Raw genomic sequence first — 15,332 nt, forward strand, 5'->3', positions numbered from 1 at the left:
CCGCAGTCTGCCGCATTCCCCCACCCCCGCGCCGCATCCCGCCCGACACACACCCTGAAAGGCCGGTCTCAGGCTCGCGGATGGGCTTGTTCGTAGGCCCGGCGCAGGCGGTCGGTGGATATGTGTGTGTAGATCTGCGTCGTCGCGAGTGACGCATGACCGAGGAACTCCTGCACGCTGCGGAGGTCGGCGCCACCTTCCAGCAGGTGGGTTGCGGCAGTGTGGCGTAGTCCGTGCGGGGACAGGTCGGGTGCGTCGACGACCCCGATCCGCTCGTGCACAAGACGTCGTACCGCTCGCTGATCGATGCGACCACCGCGGGCTCCGAGGAACACCGCGGGACCACTCCCCGGCCGGACCAGTTGCGGCCGGGCCTCGTCCACCCAGCGGCGAAGCGCGTCGGAGGCCGGCACGCCGTACGGGACCGAGCGTTCCTTCCGGCCCTTGCCGAACACGCGGACCACTCGCCGCGACGGGTCGATGTCGTCGATGTCGAGTGCGCAGAGCTCACCGACGCGGATGCCGGTCGCGTACAGGAGCTCCATGATGGCCAAGTCGCGGAGCCCGATCGGACTGCCGTCGTCGGCTGCAACGGCCGCCGCGTCGAGTACGGCCCGCGTATCGGCCTGTCCCAGTACGCCGGGCAGGCTCTTGTGCGGCCGTGGACTCGCCAGCAGCGCACCGGGATCCGTGCTGATCCGGCCGGTCCGCTGGGCCCAGGCGGTGAAGACACGCGCGGCGGTCGCCCGGCGAGACATCGTGCTGCGCGACTTGCCGAGACTCTGCTGCTTGGCCAGCCAGGAGCGCAGCCCGCGGATGTCGAGGCCGTCGAGATCATCGTGACCAAGCCGAATCAAATGTTCGAGTAAATCCGCGACGTCGCCAAGGTACGCTCTGACCGAGTGTTTGCTGAGGTCTCTTTCCGCCGTCAGATGCCGTTCGTAGTCGGTCAGTAACACTGTGAAACCTTCCGGCCAGGAAGGGTTCGTACCGACATCGTCCGGCGCCATGCCTCGACCATGCGGGAGCTGACCCGGCATCGCAAGCCACCGCGCGGAGGCCGATGAGAGGAGGTCTGGTCGATAGCCCGACGGTCGACTACTGTTCGGCCCGATTGCCCTAGTAGCAACGGAGGCACCCCTGACCATGGCCCCCTCAGCGAACGGACAGACCGTAGGCCGGCGCCTGCCGGTCGAGTCGGCGTTCACTCGAGTCGAGGACGCGCGGCACCGTCTGCCGCGCCTGTTCGGTCGTCGCGACCTGGTTGTACTCGGCCTGGGCGTGATGATCGGGTCCGGCATCTTCAGCATCAGCGGCAACCAGGCGGCCAAGGTCGCCGGTCCGGCCGTGATCCTGTCGTTCGTGATCGCGGCGATCGTGTGTGTCCTGGCCGCGGCCTGTTACGCCGAACTCTCGTCCACGATCCCGGTCTCGGGCAGCGCGTACACCTTCAGCTACGTCACGTTCGGCGAGATGTGGGCCTGGCTGGTCGGCTGGGCGCTCGTGCTGGAGCTGGTCACGGCTGCAGCGATCGTTGCCCGCGTCTGGTCGGCGTACTTCCTGGCCACCCTGGACGGATTCGGGGTGAGCCTGCCCGCGAACGTCGCGCAGTTCTTCGGCCCCGACGCCAAGGTGAACCTGGTCGCGCCGCTGCTGCTGCTGATCCTGACCGCGATGATCGTGACCGGTACGAAGCTGTCGGCCCGGGTGCTGACGGTCGTCGTGATCGCGAAGGTCGCCGTGATCCTGCTGGTCGTGGTGGTCGGCGCGATGCACATCGACACGGCCAACTACCAGCCGTTCGTGCCGATGGCCCGAGCCGCGCCCGCGACCGCCAGTCCGACGTTGCTCGGCTGGATCCTGGACTCGTCGTTCGGCTCGTTCGGCATGATGGGCATCTTCACGGCGGCCAGCTCGATCGTGTTCGCCTACATCGGCTTCGACCTGATCGCGACCGCGTCGGAGGACGCGCGCAGCCCGCGCAAGACGGTCCCGCAAGGCATGCTGCTCGGCGTCGGCGCCGTCACGATCCTGTACATCGCGATGGCCGTCGTCCTGGTCGGCATGCGCCCGTACGGCGAACTGGGCGGCAGCGCACCGGTCTCGGAGGCGCTCGCTGCGGTGGGGGTGGGCTGGGCCGCGAAGGTGGTCAACCTGGGCGCTTTGCTCGCGCTGATGACGGTGATCATGGTGGTGCTCATCGCGCAGAGCCGTGTGCTGTTCAACATGGGCCGTGACGGACTGCTGCCGAAGAGCCTCGGCCGAGTCAGCCGGGTGTACTCCTCCCCCGCGCGTGCGGCCGCAGCGGCCGGGTTCGCCGCGCTGCTCCTGACGCTCTACCCGAAGGTTCTCGAGCTGGAAGAGCTGCTGGTCATCGGTGCGTTGTTCTGCTTCGCCTTCTGTGCGATCGGCGTGCTCACGCTGCGCCGGTCGGAGCCGGACCTCGAGCGTGGGTTCCGGGTGCCGATGGTGCCGCTGATCCCGCTGCTGTCGCTGGGCTCGACCCTGTGGCTGATGCTCAACCTGAAGACCAGCACCTGGACCAAGTTCGGCATCTGGATGGTCGCCGGCCTGCTGATCTACGGGCTGTACGGGCGCTGGCACAGCCGCCTGGCGAACGAGGACAGCTGGGACTTCGACATCGGCGACACCGACCCCGGTACGGGCGGGATGCAGGCGATCCGGCCGGAGGGCGAACTGCGCGCGGTCCGCACGCCGCCACAGAAGCCGACCCGCGGTAAACACATGCGCAGCTGACGTCTTCGCGGTTGTCCACAGCCCGAAAAGTCGCGTCCGAATCGGTGCCTGATCCCGGCATGTTCTTAGCCGGAGGTGGTCATCGATGCGGACCAAGAACACCGTCGGACGGTACGGCGAAGATCTCGCTGCCAGGTATCTCACGACCGAAGGTTTCGTCATTCTCGAGCGCAACTGGCGCTGCGAGCTGGGCGAGATCGACATCGTCGCGCGGGAGGGCGACGCCCTTGTCGTCTGCGAGGTGAAGACCCGCCGCGGGCTCAAGTACGGCAGCCCGCTGGAGTCGATCACCTACCGGAAGCTGACCACGCTGCGGAAGCTGGCCGGCCGCTGGCTGCAGACTCATCAGCTCAACCCGGGCACGATCCGGATCGACATCGTCGCCGTCCTCTTCGATCACCACTCACCACCCCGCGTGGACCACGTGAGGGGCGTGGCCTGATGCCTCTCGCACACACGTGGTCGGTGGCGTTGGTCGGTCTCGAAGGCCACCTGGTCGAAGTCGAGGCCGATATCGCACAGGGCCTGCCCAAGACGACTCTGATCGGCCTGCCGGACGCGTCGCTGTCCGAGGCACGCGACCGGGTTCGCGCCGCCGTGGTCAACAGCGGCGAGCGATTCCCCGACCGCAAGGTCACCATCGGGCTGTCGCCGGCGACGCTGCCCAAGACGGGCTCGCACTACGACATCGCCATCGCGATCGCGCTGCTCACGGCCGCCGGGGTCCTCGAGAGCGAGTCGATGCGAAACTCCGCGATGATCGGCGAGCTCGGACTCGACGGCCGGGTCCGCGAGGTCCGCGGCGCACTCGCGATGACGTTGGCCGCAGCCCGCTCCGGCTTCGCGCGCATCGTCGTACCCGAGCTGAACGCAGGTGAGGCGCGGCTGGTGCCCGGCATCGAGGTGTACGGCGTTCGGTCGTTGCGGCAGGTGCTGGCGATGTTGCGCGGGACCGAGATCCCGGATGAGGAGCCGCCTCGCGCCGAGCCGCGGCTGTTGTCCGAGTCGCTGACCCGAGTGCCGGAGGTCGACCTGGACGACGTGATCGGTCAACGCGAAGGGCGACGAGCGATCGAGGCGGCCGCGGCCGGTGGTCATCATCTGCTCCTGCACGGGCCGCCTGGGTCAGGCAAGACGATGCTCGCCGAGCGACTGGCCGGGTTGATGCCTGACTTGAGCACGGATGATTCGCTCGAGGTGTCGGCGGTGCACTCGCTGGCTGGGTTGATGACCAGCGATGCGGAACTCGTGGTCCGGCCGCCGTTCATCGCGCCGCACCACACCGCGTCGCTGTCGAGCCTGGTCGGCGGTGGTTCGGGGATGCCGCGCCCGGGGGCGATCAGTTGCGCGCATCGAGGGATTCTCTTCATCGACGAGGCGCCGGAGATGCATCCGCTGACGTTGGACACACTGCGGCAGCCACTGGAATCCGGATACATCGAGGTGCACCGGTCGGCGGCGGTGGCCAAGTTCCCGGCACGGTTCATGCTGGTGCTCGCGGCGAATCCCTGTCCCTGCGGGCTGTCCGGCACGAACCGTGGGATCTGCACGTGCACGCCGCAGGTGCTCGCGCGGTACCGGCAACGGATCAGCGGACCGATCAAGGACCGGCTGGACATCCAGAGACAGATCCTGCCGGCGGCGCGCGCGAGCACCGACGGGGAGAAGCCCGAGTCGACCGAGGTCGTGGCCGAGCGGGTGAAGGCGGCCCGCGACCGTCAGGCGTACCGCTACCGGGATACCGGATGGATCCTGAACAGCGAGATCCCCGGCCCGGTGCTGCGCCGCGACTTCCCGTTGGATGCCGCCAGCCACAAGATGCTCGAGGACCTGTACTCGGCCGGCCGCATCACCGCCCGTGGCTTCGATCGTGTCGTCCGCCTGGCCTGGACGCTGGCAGATCTCCAAGGCCTCGACAGACCCACCGCCCAGCTCACCCACCAAGCCTTCCAACTCCGCACCGGCGAAGCCCTCACCGACCTCGCCGACGTTCGCCCCCTCAAAGGAACCGCCGCATGATCACCAATTGCCCTCCCGGCTCTGAGTTCGTTGACCACGCTGCTGCAGTCGGCGGTGGACCCCCGTCCGGGACACCCTCCGCGCAACTAGATCAAGCGGGAGTCGGAGGCACCGGTGGGCCGACGGGTGCCGTGGTTGCCGGCGCGGGCGATGGGGATCGGCTGGCTCGCGCAGGCCTGTCTCGGGTTGTCGAACCCGGGGATCTGGCGGCGTTGAAGGCGTTCGAAGGACTCGAGGCACTCGAGATCTGGGAGCTGTTGCAGCAGCGGTCTCCAGGGACGGAGCGGTGGACCACTCGGCTGGCTGAGGCCGAGCCGGAACGCGATCTGGAACGGGCCGCCGCGGCCGGCGCACGGTTCGTGATCCCGGGAGACGACGAGTGGCCCGAGCAGATGGAGGTGCTCGCGGAGGCCGGGCAGTTGACGCGACGGGCCGGGGTGCCGTTCGGATTGTGGGTGCGAGGGCCGGCGAATCTACGGCAGGTGCTCACGCGGTCCGTGGCGATCGTGGGCGCTCGCGCGTCTTCGTCGTACGGCGAGCATGTCGCGGCTGAGCTGTCGTCCGGACTGTCGGACGGCGGGATCACCGTCGTGTCCGGTGGCGCGTTCGGGATCGATGCGGCGGCTCATCGGGGGGCGCTGGCTGGTTCGGGTGTGACCGTGGCGGTGCTGGCGTGCGGGGTTGACGTCAGCTATCCGAAGCGGAACTCGGCGTTGTTCAGCCGGATCGTGGAGGAAGGGCTGGTGGTGAGTGAGCTGCCGCCGGGGTGTTCGCCGACCAGGCTGCGGTTCCTGGCGCGCAACCGGCTGATCGCCGCGGGAACGCTCGGCACGGTCGTGATCGAGGCGGCCGTGCGGAGTGGGGCGCTCAACAGCGCGGGTTGGGCCGAGCAGTGCGGTCGCGCGGTGCTCGCCGTACCAGGCCCGATCACCTCACGTATGTCCGAAGGCGCCCATCTACTGGTCCGCGAACGCAATGCCGTACTCGTCACCAACGTCGACGACATCATCGAGGCGATCTCCCCATTGGGTACCCGGCTCACGCCGTACCCGCAGGCGCCGAAGAGTCTGACCGACGAGCTGCACCACGATCTGCGCCGGACGCTCGACGCCGTTCCCGTTCTGAACCCCGCCCCCGTCACCCGCATCGCCGCCACAGCCGGCCTGGACCTGGAAAGCACCCAAGAATGCCTCGAAACCCTCGCCGACCTGACGCTCATCCAGCACGACGAATCGGGCTGGCGCCTGACCCCGACCACGCCGCCAACTCCACCAACCCCATAGGGCGGCGGAGCAGTCAGCGGCCGAAGTCAGAGTCCTTGGGGACTTCCAGGTCGGACTTCGCGAGTTCTTCGATGTTGACGTCGCGGAAGGTGACGACCTTGGCGTTCTTGACGAAGCGGGCGGAACGGTAGACGTCCCAGACCCACGCGTCGGCCATCGTCACCTCGAAGTACACGTCGCCGCCCTCGGTGCGGACCTTCAGGTCGACCGCGTTACACAGGTAGAACCGCCGCTCGGTCTCCACCACGTACTTGAAGATCCCGACGACGTCCTTGTACTCCCGGTAGAGCTGCAGCTCCATATCGGTTTCGTACTTCTCGAGGTCATCGGCACTCATCGGCTCTCCACTCCGGTGGGACTGGTCACATTCTGTCCCATATCGGGTCGCAGACTGCGGCGGACATTCTCGAACCGCCGCCTGTGTTGCGGGCACGGGCCGTATTCGTCCAGTGCCGCCTGGTGTTCAGGCGTGCAGTAGCCCTTGTGGATCCCGAACCCGTATTGCGGGTACACCTGGTCCCAGTGCTCCATCACCCGGTCACGGGTCACTTTCGCGATCACAGATGCCGCGGCGATACAAGCCGCCACGCGGTCACCCTTCCAGATCGCCAGGCCCGGTACGCCGAGACCGTCCACGCCGAACCCGTCGGTCAGCACGTACGACGGGCGCACGTCGAGCCGGAACAGGGCCCGGCGGAGCGCCTCCACGTTCGCGACGTGCATGCCGAGGCGGTCGCACTCGGTGGCCTCGATGGAGACGACCGACCAGGCCAGCGCACGCTTGCGGATCTCGTCGTAGCAGCGGTCACGGGCCTTGGCGGTGAGGAGCTTGGAGTCGGCGAGCTCGGGAATCTGGCCGCGCTTGCCGTCCGGCAGGATCACCGCGGCGGCGACCAGGGGTCCGGCGCAGGGTCCGCGGCCGGCCTCGTCCACGCCTGCGATCGGGTCCAGGCCGACGCGGCGCAGCGCTCGCTCGTACCCGTACAGCCCGGCATCACGCCGGACCGTGCTCCCCCGAGGCAACACGCTCATCCAGCCCTCCCAACTCCACCCACAATTCCCACCCTAGGCAGAGCGGGCAGCAGGTGTGACAGGCGGGGTGAGGTGTGTTCTGGGAGGACTGCCGGGGCCGGGGGTTGATGGAGAGGTAGGGGCACCGGGGGCTCGCTCACTTCGGGGGTGCGGTGAGGGAGATGGAGGGTTTGTCCGGGGGCGGTTCGGCGGCGGCCGGGACGGATTTGAACGTGTCGGGGACGCCGAGTTTGCTCCAGCGGCCGGCCGGCCAGACGACCAGTACGGCGCGACCGGTGATCTTGTCCATCGGGACGAACGCCGCGTCGCCGGGGCTGCCGCCGTTGGCGGTGTCGCTCAGGTGGACCCGGGAGTCGCCGGAGGCGGACCGATGGTCGCCCATCACGAAGACCCGGCCGGCCGGGACGGTGACCTGGAACTCCATCTGCGACGGCGCATCTCCCGGGTACAGGTAACTGGTCTCCTCGAGCGGCTGCCCGTTGACCAGCAGTCGCCCCTTCGCGTCGCAGCAGGCGACCTTGTCACCCGGCATGCCGATGAGGCGCTTGATCAGGTGACCGTGGCTGGAGTCCGGCAGCAGGCCGACCACCTCGAAGAACCGGCCGATCGAGCCGCGCTTCTGGCCGCTCTCCTCCGGGCCGAGCCAGCCGCCCGGGTCCTCGAAGACGACCACATCGCCGCGCTTGACGTCGGTGAGCTTCTCGACGACCACCCGGTCGCCGACCAGCAGGGTGTTCTCCATCGACTCGCTCGGGATGATGAACATCTGCCCGACGAACGCGCGCAGGATCGACGAGACGATGAGTGCCCCGACCACGATCAGGACGAACTCACGGGCGGCCGCGGCGAACCCCGAGCGGTGGGCGGGTTTCTCCGGCGTCTTCGTCGGTGTATCGGTCACTTCTTCAGCCCCGGCTTCTTGAAGGTTTCCGGAGGACGCAGCATCGTCATCCGGTCAGACGGCCAGATTACGCAACAGGCCCGGCCAACCACGTTCTCGACCGGCACGAATCCGCCGCCGGGGCCGCCCATGTGGGCACGGGAGTCGGCGGATTCGGCCCGGTTGTCGCCCATCACCCACAGATGGCCGGGCGGAACCTGAACGTTGAAGGGCTGCAGCGACGGCTTGGCGTCCTTGAGCAGGTACTCCTGCTCGTCCAGCGGGATGCCGTTCACGGTGATCCGGCCGGCCTTGTCACAGCAGATGACCCGGTCGCCGCCGATCCCGATGACCCGCTTGACCAGGTGCCCCTCGCCGCTGCGCGGCAGGATGCCGACGAACTCACCGATGCGCCGGAACGGGCCTGGCTCGACCTGCTCCTCGTTCAGCCAGTTGCCGGGGTCCTTGAAGACGATGATGTCGCCGCGATCGACGTCGCGGTGCATATAGCTGATCTTCTCGGCCAGGATCCGGTCGTTCGTAGTCAGCGTGTCGTACATCGACTCCGATGGTACGTAGAACGCCTCGGCGACGAACAGCCGCAGCACCACCGTGATGACGAGCGCGAGCACCGTCACGGTGCTCATCTCGATCAGCAGGCTGAGCAGCGGATTGCGCTGCTTCAGCCTGCGGTGACGTCCCTTGCTGCGACGTGCCCTCCTGGCTACCGGGCGAGGGCGAGCGCGAGTCGCAGTGCTCGGCGCCATAGGTGACCGTCGTCGCTAAGACGCTCAGGAGGCCGGGACGTCCCGCTTCTCCTTGATCTTGGCTGCCTTGCCGCGCAGCTCGCGCAGGTAGTAGAGCTTGGCCCGGCGGACGTCGCCGCGGGTGACGACCTCGATCTTCTCGACGATCGGGGTGTGCAGCGGGAAGGTCCGCTCGACGCCGACACCGAAGCTGACCTTGCGGACCGTGAAGGTCTCCTGCAGGCCACCACCCTGGCGCCGGATCACGACACCCTGGAACACCTGGACGCGGGACCGGTTGCCCTCGACGACCTTGACGTGCACCTTGACGGTGTCACCGGGACGGAAGGCGGGGATGTCGTCGCGCTTGCTCGCGTTGTCGAGCTCGTTCAGGACGTTGCTCATCAGGTGTCTCTTCCTCGCGCGTGCCACAGGTCACCCACGAATGTCGGTGGTGATGAAGTCATCAAGAGGCTGCCGGTCGGTGGTCACCCCCTGTGGCAGGAGCACCGAAGGGCAGCAGCGAACAATCTTGCCACACCGCCCCAGCGACAACGAAATCAGCGCCGCCGGCGACGCTTCGTGAGCAGGACCAACTCGACTTTCGGGGTCTGCCGCTCCCGTCGTACCTCTCGGTAACCGGCTTTCTGGTACAACCCGAGGTTGCGGTCACTCTCAGCACCGGTGAAGAGCTCGTACGACGTGACCTCGGCGGGTGCCAGCTGTTCGGCCACGCGCAGCAGCCGACCGCCCAGGCCGCGGCCCTGCCAGTCCGGGGCGACGATGAGCCGGCCGATCCGCGCCACGGCGCCGTCGACGGTCACCTGGACCGAGCCGACGATCCTGGTGCCTGCCACGGCCTTGAGTACGCCGCCCTGCTTCAGCCGCTGGATACTCGCCTCCGCGTCCTCCACCAGGGGTGGGATGGACAGGTCGTCGTACGCCCGTCCCTCCGACAGGAAGGCTGCCAACTGCAGGGTGTGGATCTCCCCCGCGTCGGCCTCGGTCGCGGGCAGCACACGGACCTGCGACGTCGCATCGTCCTTACCGGCGACCACATCGCCCCACGCGGCCAGCAGATCGGGCCGACGCTCCGCAGTACGCCGTACCGACTCCTCATGGCGCCAGGTGGCGATCAGGCCGTGGTTGCCCGACAGCAGCACCTCAGGTACGTCGTACCCGCGCCAGCTCGGCGGCTTCGTGTACACCGGGTACTCCAGCAGGCCGTCACCCGAGTGGGACTCCTCCGACAGCGACTCCGGGTTGCCGATCACACCGGGCAGCAGACGCGCGACTGCCTCAACCATGACCAGTACGGCGACCTCACCGCCGTTGAGCACGTAGTCGCCGATGGAGACCTCGTCGACCCGCATCCGCTCCCCCGCGTACGACGTGACGCGTCCGTCGATCCCCTCGTAGCGGCCGCACGCGAAGGCGAGCCATGGCTCGGCTGCAAGCTCGTACGCGAGCTCCTGCGTGAACGGGCGACCTGCCGGGGTCGGCACGATCAGTCTGGGCTGTGCGGGGCCGTCAGGCGGTGCGATGGCGTCGAGAGCCTGGCCCCAGGGCTCTGGCTTCATCACCATGCCCGCGCCACCGCCGTACGGCGTGTCGTCGACGGTCCGGTGGCGGTCGCGGGTCCACTCGCGCAGGTCGTGCAGGTGGATGTCCAGCAGGCCGCTCTTCGCCGCCTTGCCGACCAGAGACACGTCCAGGGCGGCCAGGTACTCCGGGAAGATCGTGACGACGTCGAGCCTCATCAGTCCGCGCCTGGCTCGGTCGGAACCACGTCGGCGCCCTCCGGGTCCAGTAGACCGGGCCGGTCCGCCACGACGACGTACCCCTTGTCCACGTTGAGCTCCGGAACCAATTGCTCGACCAGCGGCACCAGTACGGCGTTGCCGGCCGGACGGCGGATCTCCAGCAGGTCCTGTGAGGGCAGATGGACGACGTCGATCACCTCACCCGCCTCGACGCCGTCAGTAGTGCGGACCGCGAGGCCGATCAGCTCGCGGTCGTAGTACTCGTCCGGATCCTCCGGGCGCTCGTCCTCGTCGATCTCGGACTGCACGACCAGGTTGCGCAGTTGCTCGGCCGCGGTCCGGTCCGGCACCTCGGCGAACTTCACCAGCAGCCGCCCGCTGTGCCACCGGCTGGCCTCCACGGTGAGGGTGCGCGGCACCTTGGAGGTCGTGACCAGGGTCGCGCCGTCGGCGAACCGCCGGTCCGGCTCGTCCGTCCGGACGTCCACACCGACCTCGCCCTTGATCCCGTGCGCCCGGCCGATCCGCCCGACTGTCACCAACACCCGCACAAGCCCTTCTACTCACTACCGAGAATATGGCGAAGGGCCGCACCCGCGACGGGTGCGGCCCTCCAAGGAAGTACTACGAGTCAGCGCCGGCCACGCCGGTTGAACTCGTCGACGAAGTCGATGCGGATCGACGACTCGGAGCTGAGCGCGCCGACGACGGTCCGGATCGCGGTCGCGGTCCGGCCGTTGCGGCCGATCACCTTGCCGATGTCGTCGGGGTGCACGTGCACCTCCAGCGTGCGACCACGCCGCAGGTTCCGGGCCCGGACGCTGACGTCGTCGGGGTTGTCCACGATGCCTCGGACCAGGTGCTCGAGCGCCTCGGTCTCCATCATGGTCAGGCCTTGGCGTCGTCGGCCGGCGCGGCCTCGGCCGGGGCCTCAGCGGCCTCCGCCTTCGGAGCCTCGTCGGCAGCCTTCGGGGCCTCGTCCTTCGCGGTGTCGTCGGCCTTCGGGGCCGCCTTCTTCGCCGCGGACTTCTTGGCCGTGACGGCCTCGGTCTTCAGCGTGCCGTGCGCCTCGGCCAGGGCCTCGTTGAAGATCTCCTGCTTGTCCCGCTTCGGCTCCTTGACCCGCAGCGGCGGCGGCGCGTCCTGGCCCTTGAACTTCTGCCAGTCGCCGGAGGCCTTGAAGATCGCCTCGACGGCCTCGGTCGGCTGCGCGCCGACGCTCAGCCAGTACTGCGCCCGGTCCGACTCGACGTGGATGAACGACGGCTCGGCCTTCGGGTTGTACTTGCCGATCTCCTCGATGGCCCGGCCGTCCCGCTTGGTCCGGGCGTCCATCACGACGATGCGGTAGTGCGGCGCACGCTTCTTGCCGATGCGCTTCAGACGGATCTTGACTGCCACGTTTGTGGGTACTCCCTTTGATTACATGTCTGGGTGAGCAGCACAACGTCGTGGGGACAACGGGTGACAACTCGAATGGGCCGAGCCAGGCAGTGGAGTTAGAGGGCTGCACGAACCTGGACGGACTCAGCAGGCCATTGTGCCAGATGCGCGGCACAGCGACCAACCCGGGATCAAGCGCGGAACGACGCCAGATCCGGCAGTTGGTCAGCATACGCGTCCAGGAGCTTCCCCGCGGCCGTGACCGAGTCGATCAGCGGGTGCCAGGCGAAGGCTCGCAGGGCGGCGGCGCGAGACCCACCGGCGGCAGCCTCGATGGTGGAGCGTTCGACGGCCTTCACCGCGCAGACGAGGCCGGCCTGGTGGTCCGTGAGCTGGGACACGGTGACCGGCAGCGGACCGTTGGCGTCGACGGTGCACGGGATCTCCACGACCGCGTCGTCGTCGAGATGACGCAGTACGCCCCGGTTCCGCACGTTCAGGATCAGCGACGCCCGCTCGTTGTGGGCGATCGCCCGCATCAGTGACAGCGCGACCTGCTCGTACCCGCCGGCGGCCATGTCCCGCTCGTCCCGCTCCCCCGCGTCGGCGACCTCACGGCTCTCCACCATGTACGTCGACTCACGCTCGGCCCGGGTCTTCTGCCACAGCTCCAGCGCCTGCTCCGGGTGCCGAGCGGTCTCCGCATAGAACGCGGACTGCTGCTCCAGCAGGAACGTCCCCCGGGTCTGCCGCACAGCCTGTACGGCGGCCAGCGTCTCGCGCGCGAAGTAGTAGTAATGCAAGTACTCGTTCGGGATCGACCCCAGCGACCGCAACCAGTCCGGCCCGAACAGCCGTCCCTCCTCGAAGGACGCCAGCGCATCGCCCGACTCCAGGAGCGAAGGCAAGCGATCGACCCCCCCGGACTGCAACCCGCGCAGCCAGCCCAGGTGGTTCAGCCCCGCGTAGTCGTAGAACGCGGTAGACGGATCCACGCCGAGCGCCAGCGCTGCCCGCCGACCCAGCCCGGACGGCGAGTCGCAGATCCCGATCACCCGGTCGCCCAGGTACGGGATCATCGCCTCGGTCACCATCCCGGCCGGGTTGGTGAAGTTGATGACCCACGCGTCCGGTGCGACCGCCGCGATCCGCTGGGCGATGTGCACCGCGACCGGCAGGGTGCGCAGTCCGTAGGCGATCCCGCCGGCGCCTACCGTCTCCTGCCCGAGGACGCCGAGGTCGAGGGCGACCCGCTCATCGACGGTCCGCCCTTCCAGCCCGCCCACCCGGATCGCGGAGAAGATGAAGTCGGCCCCGCGGAGGGCCTCGTCCAGGTCGGTGGTCTCGGTCACGACCGGAGGCGCGAGCGCCGAGCCATCACCGGCCCCCGGCGAACCCGCTGCGGCCTGCTGCCGCAGCACAGCCCCGATCGACGCCAGCCGGGAAGCATCAGTGTCGAACAGCACCACCGAAGTGATCCGGCCGTCGCCGCGATCTCCGAGCAACGCCTGGTAGACGAGCGGCACCCGGAACCCACCGCCGCCGAGGATGGTCAGCCTCACGTCAACACCACCTGTACGCCTGCCTCTGCCAGTTGGGCCCGGGTTGCCTCGTCGGCGTCGGGCTCGGTCACCACCATGTCCAGCTCACCCGGCTCACAGACCCGCGCAACGCCGTGCCCGGGGAACTTCGTCGCGTCCGCCAGCAGCACCACGCGGTCGGCGGACTGGATCATCGCCCGCTTCACCGGCACCTCGATCATCGTGCTGTCCATCACCCGCCCGTCCGGCCGGACCCCGCTGGTGCCGAGGAACAGCCAGTCGACGTGGATCTGCCGCAGACTCTCCTCGGTCAGATACCCCACCAGCGACCGGTAACTCCGCCGGACGAACCCGCCGAGCACGATCAGCTCGATCTGCTCGTCGTTCTGCAGCTCCTCGAGTACGGCGAGATTGCTCGTCACCACCGTCAACGACCGGCCGTGCAGGTGCTGCGCGACGCGCAACGCGGTGGTCCCGATGTCGAGCAGCACCGACTCACCGTCGGTCACCAGCTCCGCGGCCCGCCGCGCGATCCGGTCCTTCTGAGCGGCATGTACGGCGTTCACGTCGGCGAACGGCTCGTCACCGCCGTCGACTGCCAGCGCACCGCCGTACACCCGGGTCAGCCGGCCCTCGGCGTGCAACTGCTCGAGGTCGCGACGGATCGTCGCCTCACTGACGCCGAGTCGCTCGGCCAACACCTTCACGCCTCCGGCCCCATCGACCCGAAGCGCGCGGACGATCTGATCCTGCCGCTGCTTTGGCAACACGGAGAGACCGTATCACGCAAACTCCGTCATTTTCACTCAAATTCTTGATCAGGTATTGCGGATCCTGCAGACCCGCCACACAATTCATGCACGAGTTTGATCGAGGGTGCAGGAGTGTGGGAAGGCGTGAAGGAGCGGAGCGAGTTCACCGTCAAACACAGGCGGACTTGTGCCTCATCCGCGCCCGGAGCGAAGCGAGGACGTGGATGAGTGAAGTGGACGTGGTGGTGTCGGGTCTGCTGTTCCAGGACCTGGTGCTCGGGCTGCCCACTCCGCCGCGTCCAGGCACCGAAGTCTGGGCCACCGACTCGCTTGAGAGCCCGGGTGGGATCGCCAACTTCGCGGTCGCGCTGGCCCGGCTCGGTCTGCGCACCGGGCTGGCCGCCGCCTTCGGCGCGGACGACCTCGGCGACCGCCTCTGGGACCGGCTCGCCGACGGTGAAGGCATCGATCTGACTCTCTCCCGCAAGCTCGCCGGCTGGCAGACCCCGCTGACCGTGGCCCTTGCCTATGACAACGACAGGGCACTGGTCACCCGGGGCACCCCTCCCCTGCTGTCAGCCGACGAGCTGATCACCGCGCCGCCGGCCGCCCGAGCCGTCGCCGCCCACATCGGCCCCTGGCCGAACGAGTGGCTGGCGAAGGCGAAGGCGGCCGGTTGCGCGGTGTTCGCCGACGTCGGCTGGGACCCGTCGGAGCAGTGGGACCCGCAGGTGCTCGACCAACTGGAGCACTGCGACGTGTTCCTGCCGAACGCCGGTGAGGCGATGAGCTACACCCGGACGGACAGCCCGGAGCAGGCCCTCGACCGGCTGGCGGACCTCGTGCCGCTGGTCGTCGTGTCGAACGGTGCCGACGGTGCGCTGGCGCTCGACGCCGCCACCGGCGAACGGGTCGTCGTACCGGCGTATCCAGTGCAGGCGGCGGACACCACCGGGGCGGGTGATGTGTTCGCCGCCGGCTTCATCGCGGCCACGTTGTGGGACCTGCCGCTGGAGCAGCGGGTCCGGTTCGCCGCACTCGTGGCCGCGCTGTCGGTGACCCGGCTCAGTGGCGCCGAGGCGGCGCCGCGCTGGGCCGACCTGATCGCGTGGCAGGCCGCCCACCCCGAAGACCACCATCTCCAAGCGCTGATCAGCGCCCACTCAGGAAGGTAGA

General features: G+C 68.5%; 17 protein-coding genes. 5 read left to right on the forward strand and 12 right to left on the reverse strand.

Annotation, left to right across the window (positions count from 1 at the left end; translation table 11 throughout):
• Nucleotides 1-68: 68 nt before the first annotated feature.
• Nucleotides 69-1,010: a tyrosine recombinase XerC gene (locus tag V9K99_RS38845; protein ID WP_337008511.1), complete on the reverse strand. Its 942-nt coding sequence runs from the start codon at nucleotides 1,008-1,010 to the stop codon at nucleotides 69-71.
• Between the two features lie 136 nt (nucleotides 1,011-1,146).
• Here V9K99_RS38845 and V9K99_RS38850 point away from each other — a divergent pair, with 136 nt between their 5' ends.
• From V9K99_RS38850 to dprA, 4 genes are all read left to right on the forward strand, one after another.
• Nucleotides 1,147-2,757, forward strand: a complete 1,611-nt coding sequence (locus V9K99_RS38850) for an APC family permease (RefSeq protein WP_337008508.1) — start codon at nucleotides 1,147-1,149, stop codon at nucleotides 2,755-2,757.
• An 85-nt stretch (nucleotides 2,758-2,842) separates the two neighbouring features.
• On the forward strand, nucleotides 2,843-3,199 hold the full coding sequence (locus tag V9K99_RS38855; RefSeq protein ID WP_337008507.1) for a YraN family protein: 357 nt from the start codon (nucleotides 2,843-2,845) through the stop codon (nucleotides 3,197-3,199).
• The gene (locus V9K99_RS38860; protein ID WP_337008505.1) at nucleotides 3,199-4,776 is read left to right on the forward strand and encodes a YifB family Mg chelatase-like AAA ATPase; all 1,578 of its coding nucleotides are present in this window, start codon (nucleotides 3,199-3,201) and stop codon (nucleotides 4,774-4,776) included. The genes V9K99_RS38855 and V9K99_RS38860 overlap by 1 nt, the downstream gene beginning before the upstream one ends.
• Nucleotides 4,777-4,988: 212 nt before the next feature.
• A complete protein-coding gene (gene dprA / locus V9K99_RS38865) occupies nucleotides 4,989-6,059 on the forward strand; it encodes a DNA-processing protein DprA (protein WP_337008503.1) in 1,071 nt (356 codons plus the stop codon).
• 13 nt (nucleotides 6,060-6,072) lie between these two features.
• Here the strand turns inward: dprA and V9K99_RS38870 are convergent, their stop codons facing one another.
• From V9K99_RS38870 to V9K99_RS38920, 11 genes are all read right to left on the reverse strand, one after another.
• A complete protein-coding gene (locus V9K99_RS38870) occupies nucleotides 6,073-6,396 on the reverse strand; it encodes a DUF2469 domain-containing protein (RefSeq protein WP_012922325.1) in 324 nt (107 codons plus the stop codon).
• Nucleotides 6,393-7,091 (reverse strand): ribonuclease HII, encoded by a 699-nt coding sequence (locus V9K99_RS38875; protein ID WP_337008473.1) that lies wholly within the window; start codon nucleotides 7,089-7,091, stop codon nucleotides 6,393-6,395. The genes V9K99_RS38870 and V9K99_RS38875 overlap by 4 nt, the downstream gene beginning before the upstream one ends.
• 136 nt (nucleotides 7,092-7,227) lie before the next feature.
• A complete protein-coding gene (lepB, locus tag V9K99_RS38880) occupies nucleotides 7,228-7,992 on the reverse strand; it encodes a signal peptidase I (protein WP_337008471.1) in 765 nt (254 codons plus the stop codon).
• Entirely contained in the window at nucleotides 7,989-8,618 is a 630-nt protein-coding gene (gene lepB / locus V9K99_RS38885) for a signal peptidase I (RefSeq protein WP_337008469.1), read from the reverse strand. Before lepB (V9K99_RS38885) ends, lepB (V9K99_RS38880) begins: the two co-directional genes overlap by 4 nt.
• Nucleotides 8,619-8,762: 144 nt before the next feature.
• Nucleotides 8,763-9,122, reverse strand: coding sequence for a 50S ribosomal protein L19 (rplS, locus tag V9K99_RS38890; RefSeq protein ID WP_337008467.1), 360 nt, complete (start codon nucleotides 9,120-9,122; stop codon nucleotides 8,763-8,765).
• A gap of 155 nt (nucleotides 9,123-9,277) precedes the next feature.
• Complete coding sequence (gene trmD / locus V9K99_RS38895; RefSeq protein ID WP_337008465.1) at nucleotides 9,278-10,477, reverse strand: tRNA (guanosine(37)-N1)-methyltransferase TrmD; 1,200 nt, start codon at nucleotides 10,475-10,477, stop codon at nucleotides 9,278-9,280.
• Nucleotides 10,477-11,025 (reverse strand): ribosome maturation factor RimM, encoded by a 549-nt coding sequence (gene rimM / locus V9K99_RS38900; protein WP_337008463.1) that lies wholly within the window; start codon nucleotides 11,023-11,025, stop codon nucleotides 10,477-10,479. The genes trmD and rimM overlap by 1 nt, the downstream gene beginning before the upstream one ends.
• A gap of 86 nt (nucleotides 11,026-11,111) precedes the next feature.
• Nucleotides 11,112-11,363, reverse strand: a complete 252-nt coding sequence (locus V9K99_RS38905; protein ID WP_337008704.1) for an RNA-binding protein — start codon at nucleotides 11,361-11,363, stop codon at nucleotides 11,112-11,114.
• Nucleotides 11,364-11,368: 5 nt separating this feature from the next.
• Nucleotides 11,369-11,881, reverse strand: a complete 513-nt coding sequence (rpsP, locus tag V9K99_RS38910) for a 30S ribosomal protein S16 (RefSeq protein ID WP_337008461.1) — start codon at nucleotides 11,879-11,881, stop codon at nucleotides 11,369-11,371.
• 173 nt (nucleotides 11,882-12,054) lie between these two features.
• Nucleotides 12,055-13,425 carry a 6-phospho-beta-glucosidase gene (locus tag V9K99_RS38915; RefSeq protein WP_337008459.1) on the reverse strand — a complete coding sequence of 457 codons (1,371 nt, stop codon included), beginning with the start codon at nucleotides 13,423-13,425 and terminating at the stop codon, nucleotides 12,055-12,057.
• Complete coding sequence (locus V9K99_RS38920) at nucleotides 13,422-14,174, reverse strand: DeoR/GlpR family DNA-binding transcription regulator (RefSeq protein ID WP_337008457.1); 753 nt, start codon at nucleotides 14,172-14,174, stop codon at nucleotides 13,422-13,424. The genes V9K99_RS38915 and V9K99_RS38920 overlap by 4 nt, the downstream gene beginning before the upstream one ends.
• Before the next feature lie 206 nt (nucleotides 14,175-14,380).
• Here V9K99_RS38920 and V9K99_RS38925 point away from each other — a divergent pair, with 206 nt between their 5' ends.
• Nucleotides 14,381-15,331, forward strand: coding sequence for a carbohydrate kinase family protein (locus V9K99_RS38925; RefSeq protein WP_337008455.1), 951 nt, complete (start codon nucleotides 14,381-14,383; stop codon nucleotides 15,329-15,331).
• The last annotated feature ends 1 nt before the right edge of the window (nucleotide 15,332 follow it).

The sequence above is a fragment of the Kribbella sp. CCNWLW201 genome, from assembly GCF_037203805.1.
Classification (GTDB): domain Bacteria; phylum Actinomycetota; class Actinomycetes; order Propionibacteriales; family Kribbellaceae; genus Kribbella.